Below are 5,857 nucleotides of genomic sequence, written 5' to 3'. Positions count from 1 at the left end.
GCTTTCAAATCGGGTGTACCGAACGTAGTACAGGGGTCACGCGGCCTTTGTACACGCGGGGTCAGGGGTCTGGTTGGTCGGTCCGGGGTGCCTGGGTGCGTTGGGCGCGCAGTGAGCCGGGACGGGCCTTCAGCGACGGGTCGCGGCGGGTCTTGAGCAGGCTCGCGACGGTCACCACCACCAGCACCACGAGGATCACGGCGAGGCTGAGCAGGATCGGGATCTCCGGCACGCGCGGGTCGACGTCCTCGTGCGCCCAGTGCAGGATCAGCTTGACCCCGATGAACGCCAGGATCAGCGACAGCCCGGTCGACAGGTACACCAGCCGGTCCAGCAGCCCCTTGACCAGGAAGAACAACGCGCGCAGGCCGAGCAGCGCGAACGCGTTGGCGGCGAACACCACGTAGGGCTCGGACGTGATGCCGAAGACGGCGGGGATCGAGTCCAGCGCGAACAGCACGTCGATGCTGCCGATCGCCAGCAGCACCACGAACAGCGGCGTGGCCATCTTCCTGCCCTCGACGCGGGTGAACAGCTTGCCCTGGTCGTAGTCGTCGGTGATCGGCAGCACCCGGCGGGCGGTCCTGACCACGAGGTTGTCCTCGACGTCCGGGTCCTCGTCCCGGTGCCGGAACAGCTGCACCGCCGTGTACAGGAGCAGCAGCCCGAACAGCAGGAACACGAACGAGAACAACGCCAGCAGCGTCGCGCCCACCGCGATGAACACCGCCCGCAGGGCCAGTGCCAGCACGATGCCGAACGTCAGCACCTTGTGCTGGTGCGCCTCGGGCACGGCGAACGTCGACATGATGATCACGAACACGAACAGGTTGTCGACCGACAGGCTCTTCTCCACCAGGTAGCCGACGAAGTACTGCGTGCCCGCGTCACCGCCGTACCGCAGGGTGAACCACACGCCGAACCCCAGCGCGAACAGCACGTAGAACACCGACCAGGCGGTCGCCTCACGGATCTTCACCCGGTGGGGGCGCACGACCGCCAGCACCAGGTCCACCGCGAGCAGCGCGAGGACCACGCCGATCGTGACCGCCCAGGTCATCCCTCCGATGTCCGGCACGGTCAGCCGCCGGACGTGGGTCGGAACGACCGCGACCCGTGCGACAACGGATCCGACGCCCGGCCTGTTGTCACGCGATCAGGGGTCACTCGGTCAGGTGGCGGCAGGTTCGGCGGGTTCGGCGGATCGGGCTGATGGTCCCCGACGTGCGAGCTCACGCGTCCCTCCTCATGTCGACGACGAGCAGGTCGACGTCCGGAGGAGTACCCGGTGGACGGTGGGACAACCGGGCGGGCGTTCACCCCGCCGGGCGCGACGAGCCGCACCGCCCGCGCCGGGTCCAGCGGACCGCCCTCCAGCACCGCCGCCAGGTCGCGCCCCTCCACCAGCCGCATGTCCAGGTAGAGCCGGCCGTCGATCTCGCCGTAGGCGTGGATGGGGATGACGTGCGGCTCGCGCAGCCGTGCCGCGATCCGCGACTCACGCCGGAACCGGGCGCGGAACTCCTCGTCGTCGTCGTGCACGGGGGCCAGCCGCTTCAACGCCACCACGCGGTCGTGCGCCGTGTCGTGGGCCCGGTGCACCTCGCCCATGCCGCCGCGCCCCAGCAGTTCCTCGACCCGATAGGGCCCGAACGCTTCCGCCATCACTCCCCCGGGTCCGCGCCGCCGTCACGCAGGACCGACGCGGATCACCGCCACGGGGTTCCACCGGGGTTGGCGGGTGGGTCCGGGTCAGGGCTTGCCCTTGGCCGCCTTGCCCGGCGCCTTCGCGCCGCCCTTGTCGTCCTTGGCCGGGGCCGGGTCGGGTTGGACGCCGGGTCCGGCGGGCTGCGGCTGCTCGACCACCGGCTTGTCCGCTCCCTTCACGGCCTGGTTGCCCCCCTCGGGTGACGACGCCGTGCCCCGGGCGGTCCCGTCCTGGGCCGCCGCTTCCTGAGCGGCAGCTTCCCGGGCGGTCGCTTCCTGGGCGGTCTCCTGCTGCGCGGTCGTGCCCTGCCCGGCGGCGTCCTGGACGACGGACTGGGTCGGCTCGACGGGCGCGGACGTGGCCGGGGTCGGACCGGGCAGCAGCGCCCAGGTGATCCCGAAGGCGCCCAGGAGCCCCGCGGCCGAGGCGGCGAGGGGCTTCTTCGGCCACTCCCGGCGGGGCCGGGCCGCGGCCACGAGGGTCGGCTCGTCGTCATCGTCGTCGGAGAAGGCGGGCAGCTCCCCGGTGCGCAGCACGCGGGCGCAGTCCTCGGCGGTCGGGCGGCGGCGGGTCGACAGGGAGGTCATCAACGACAGCAGGCGCACGAGGTCGGCGGGCAGGTCGTCGGGCACGGTCGGTGGCCGGTGCAGCCGGGCCACCGCGGCCTCGATGTCACCGCCCTGGTACTCGCGCCTGCCGGTCAGGCACTCCAGCAGCACCAGCCCGAGCGAGTACACGTCGGTGGCCGGGCCGATGTCGCCGCCGCGCACCTGCTCCGGTGACAGGTAGGCCGCGGTGCCCACCACCTGGTCGGTGCGGGTGAACCGGGTGCTGCCGGCCATGTGGGCGAGGCCGAAGTCGGCCAGGTAGGGGGTCCCGGCGACGTCGAGCAGGATGTTGGACGGCTTGACGTCGCGGTGCACCACGTCCCGCTCGTGCACGTAGGCGAGCGCGTCGGCCAGCTGCGCGCCCAGCGACCGCACCTCCGCCACCGACAGCGGGCCGTCCGCGATCCGGACGCGCAACGTGCGCCCCTCGACCAGCCGCAGGACGACGAACGCGGTCTGGCCGTTGTCGCCGGCGTCGTACACGGAGACCAGGCCGGGGTGCGACAGCTGGGCCAGCGTCCGCGCCTCGTTGTCGATCCGCCTGTTCGCGTCGACGTCCTCGGACGGGTGGAACAGCTTGATCGCGACGGGTCGCCGCAGGAGGGTGTCCCACCCCCGGCGCACCTCGGCCATGCCGCCGACGCCCAGCGTGGCGCCCAGCTCGTAGCGGCCGGCCAGGAGCTCGCCACTGACAGGAAGCGACACCGCCACACCCTCCGGTCGAGTACTCGGGACAACCTCAGGTGCCCCGTCGCGGCCCACCGCAAACGATGTCCGGGCGACGGGCTTCGCAGCACCGCCGATGGCACGAGGTCGGTTCCCCCCGACCGGGCGCACGCGGGTGCCGGCCGTTCCGCCGGATCGATCAAGGGCATCAGGCGTCGAAAGGTGTGACGGCGCAGGTGGTGGCGCGCTCCGGGAGGTCGTCGGCCGGGAACGTCCTGTCCACGACGGCGTCACCGGTGGTGTGCCCGACGCCTCCGCTCGGTGAGCCGCGTCACTGCGGTCGGCACGCCGTCCGCTTCGGTGCGGGACATCGCGGCAACCTCGTGGCCGCCGGAACGGTCAACGTCAAAGAGACCGCGGCACGCGTGGTGCCACGGTCTCGTTGACTCCCGGGTTTCGCTGATCCCCGGGTCTCCAGCGTCGAGGGCGCTACAGCGCCGAGAAGTGGGTGGCGTCGCCCGTGATCGGGGTACTCGCGATGCCGTCCACGCTGACCGGGACGTCGCCCGCGATGGTGATGCGGTGCAGGCGGCGGCGGGCGTCGTCGTAGTCGGCCACGCCGTAGTGCTGGGTGGCGCGGTTGTCCCAGACCGCCACGTCGCCGTCGGCCCACTGCCAGCGCACCGTGTTCTCCAGCCGGGTCACGCGGTCCTGGAGCAGCTGGAAGACCGCCTGCGACTCGGTGCTGGTCAGGCCCACGATCCGCTTGACGAAGTGGCCCAGCAGCAACGCCCGCTCACCGGTCTCCGGGTGCACCCGGACCACCGGGTGCTCGGTCTCGTAGCGCTGCGACCGGAACTCCTCGCGGTAGGCCTCCTCCTTCACGTCCACCCCGCCGATGCGGGTCGAGTCGACGTGGCCCGCGTAGTCGTAGAGGTTGGTGTGCACCGCCCACAGCCGGTCGACCAGCGCTTTCAACGCGGGCGGCAGCTCGTCGTACGCGCGGGCCGTGTTCGCCCACACCGTGCTGCCGCCGTAGGGCGGGAGCTCGATCGCGCGCAGGACGCTGATCGCCGGCACGCGGTCGACGAACGTGACGTCGGTGTGCCAGCTGTTGGCCTTGCCGTGGTCGGAGTCGATCGGCAGGACGTTGACGTTCTCGGAGCCCTTGACCGTGGGGTGCGCCAGGGTCGGCTCCCCGAGCAGCCGGGCGAACGCGAGCTGCCCCGCGTCGTCCAGGTGGTGCTGCTCGCGGAAGAACACGACCTTGTGGGTCAGGAGGGCTTCGCGGACCGCGGCGACGGCGCGTTCGGGCAGGTCGCCGCCCAGCCGGACGCCGTCGATCCGCGCGCCGATGCCCGCGCCCAGTCTGTGGACGGTGATCGTGTCGGAAAGCTGTGCGGTCATCGCCGGTGTCCTCTCGTCGAGCAGCGGGTTCCGCCCCACGATCGGACGCCGCACGCACCGGGCACAACATTGCGCGATGGGGAAATAAGTCGTCCCAACACCCGGACGCGGTTGACACACAATGCTCCGCCACACCACCGGCCGGACTTTTTTGCACGGGGGAAGGAAATGCCCGTTGTCCAGCTCCGCGGACGGCCGACTCCATGATGTGGGACGCCCGGTCGACGCGTTGACCAGCCCTGACCCCGGTGTGAAGCTCGGCTGCGTGAGCCAAGCCGCCAACCTCGCGTCGCGCCGGCACGTCGACCTCCGACGGCAAGCCGGCGCGCTCTGTCGCGCCGGTCGCTGAACCCCCTCCCCCATTTCCGCATTCCCACCGGGCGCCGCGCCCGGTTTTCCGGCCTGCCAGTTTCCCCCAGCAAAGGATTCGTTGTGATCAGCACGCGACGGAACTTCCTCGGACTCGCGCTCCTCGGGCTCACCGCGGCCGCGACCGGCTGCTCGACCGCGATCGGCTCCGGCGGCGCCGGTGAGACGAAGACGCTGCGCTACCAGGGTTGGGCGGGTGACGTGACCCTGCCCGAGCTGGCCGCCGACCTCGGCTACCTCGACGACGTGCGGTTGGAGTGGGTCGGCAACACGACCAGCGGCCCGCAGGACATCCAGTCCGCCGCCACCGGCCAGGTCGACTTCGGCGGCGCGTTCAACGGCGCGGTCGTCAAGCTCAAGGCCGCGGGTGCGCCGATCAAGTCGGTGATCGGCTACTACGGCGCCGACGAGTTCGCCTACAGCGGTTTCTACGTGCTGGAGGACAGCCCGATCAGGTCGGCGCGCGACCTGATCGGCAAGAAGGTCGGCATGAACACCCTCGGCGCGCACCACGAGGCCATGCTCGGCATCTACCTCAAGCGCAACGGCGTGTCCCCCGAGGAGGTCGCCAAGGTCGAGCCGATCGCGGTGCCCCCGGTGAACACCGAGCAGTCGGTCCGGCAGGGGCAGATCGAGGTCGGCGTGCTCGGCGGGATCCTGAGGGACAAGGCGTTGGAGAAGGGCGGCCTGCGCAAGCTGTTCTCCGACCACGACCTGCTCGGCGCGTTCACGGCGGGCACCTACGTGTTCACCGAGCGGTTCCTGCACGACAACCCGGGCACCGTGCGGACGTTCGTCACCGGCGTGGCCAAGGCGATCGAGTGGAGCCGCACCACCGCGCGCGAGGAGGTCGTGGCGCGCAAGGTCGACATCCTCACCAAGCGCGGCCGCAACGAGGACCCGACCGCGCTGAGGTACTGGAAGTCCAACGGCGTGGCGGGCAAGGGCGGCCGGATCGAGGACCGGGAGCTCTCCCTGTGGGTCGACTGGCTGGCCGAACGCGGTGAGATCGGCAAGGACCAGGTGGTCGTCTCCGACCTCTACACCAACGAGTTCAACGGGGTGGCGGCCTGATGAGCGCCCACATCAGCTTCCGCGA

6 protein-coding genes are annotated in these 5,857 nt (G+C 71.1%); 2 read left to right on the top strand and 4 right to left on the bottom strand.

Annotation, left to right across the window (positions count from 1 at the left end; translation table 11 throughout):
* Nucleotides 1-61: 61 nt before the first annotated feature.
* From AB0G02_RS26455 to AB0G02_RS26440, 4 genes are all read right to left on the bottom strand, one after another.
* Nucleotides 62-1,078 (bottom strand): TerC/Alx family metal homeostasis membrane protein, encoded by a 1,017-nt coding sequence (locus AB0G02_RS26455; protein ID WP_360798583.1) that lies wholly within the window; start codon nt 1,076-1,078, stop codon nt 62-64.
* Nucleotides 1,079-1,080: 2 nt separating this feature from the next.
* Complete coding sequence (locus AB0G02_RS26450) at nt 1,081-1,665, bottom strand: hypothetical protein (protein WP_360798580.1); 585 nt, start codon at nt 1,663-1,665, stop codon at nt 1,081-1,083.
* Between the two features lie 87 nt (nt 1,666-1,752).
* Nucleotides 1,753-3,021, bottom strand: coding sequence for a protein kinase (locus tag AB0G02_RS26445; RefSeq protein ID WP_360798577.1), 1,269 nt, complete (start codon nt 3,019-3,021; stop codon nt 1,753-1,755).
* A 450-nt stretch (nt 3,022-3,471) separates the two neighbouring features.
* Nucleotides 3,472-4,389, bottom strand: coding sequence for a TauD/TfdA family dioxygenase (locus tag AB0G02_RS26440; protein WP_360798574.1), 918 nt, complete (start codon nt 4,387-4,389; stop codon nt 3,472-3,474).
* Nucleotides 4,390-4,510: 121 nt separating this feature from the next.
* Here AB0G02_RS26440 and AB0G02_RS26435 point away from each other — a divergent pair, with 121 nt between their 5' ends.
* On the top strand, nt 4,511-4,738 hold the full coding sequence (locus tag AB0G02_RS26435; protein ID WP_360798570.1) for a putative leader peptide: 228 nt from the start codon (nt 4,511-4,513) through the stop codon (nt 4,736-4,738).
* Between the two features lie 83 nt (nt 4,739-4,821).
* On the top strand, nt 4,822-5,832 hold the full coding sequence (locus tag AB0G02_RS26430; protein ID WP_360798567.1) for an ABC transporter substrate-binding protein: 1,011 nt from the start codon (nt 4,822-4,824) through the stop codon (nt 5,830-5,832).
* The last annotated feature ends 25 nt before the right edge of the window (nt 5,833-5,857 follow it).

The sequence above is a fragment of the Actinosynnema sp. NPDC023658 genome, from assembly GCF_040639995.1.
Taxonomy (GTDB): domain Bacteria; phylum Actinomycetota; class Actinomycetes; order Mycobacteriales; family Pseudonocardiaceae; genus Actinosynnema.
The sequence above is the reverse complement of the archived record's forward strand: the minus strand, read 5'-3'. Positions and strand labels throughout refer to the sequence as shown.

Bases quoted from the DNA above. Each gene is read 5' to 3' on its own strand.
- AB0G02_RS26435 (WP_360798570.1), top strand. From the start codon at position 4,511: ATGCTCCGCCACACCACCGGCCGGACTTTTTTGCACGGGGGAAGGAAA.
- AB0G02_RS26450 (WP_360798580.1), bottom strand. From the start codon at position 1,665: ATGGCGGAAGCGTTCGGGCCCTATCGGGTCGAGGAACTGCTGGGGCGC.
- AB0G02_RS26440 (WP_360798574.1), bottom strand. From the start codon at position 4,389: ATGACCGCACAGCTTTCCGACACGATCACCGTCCACAGACTGGGCGCG.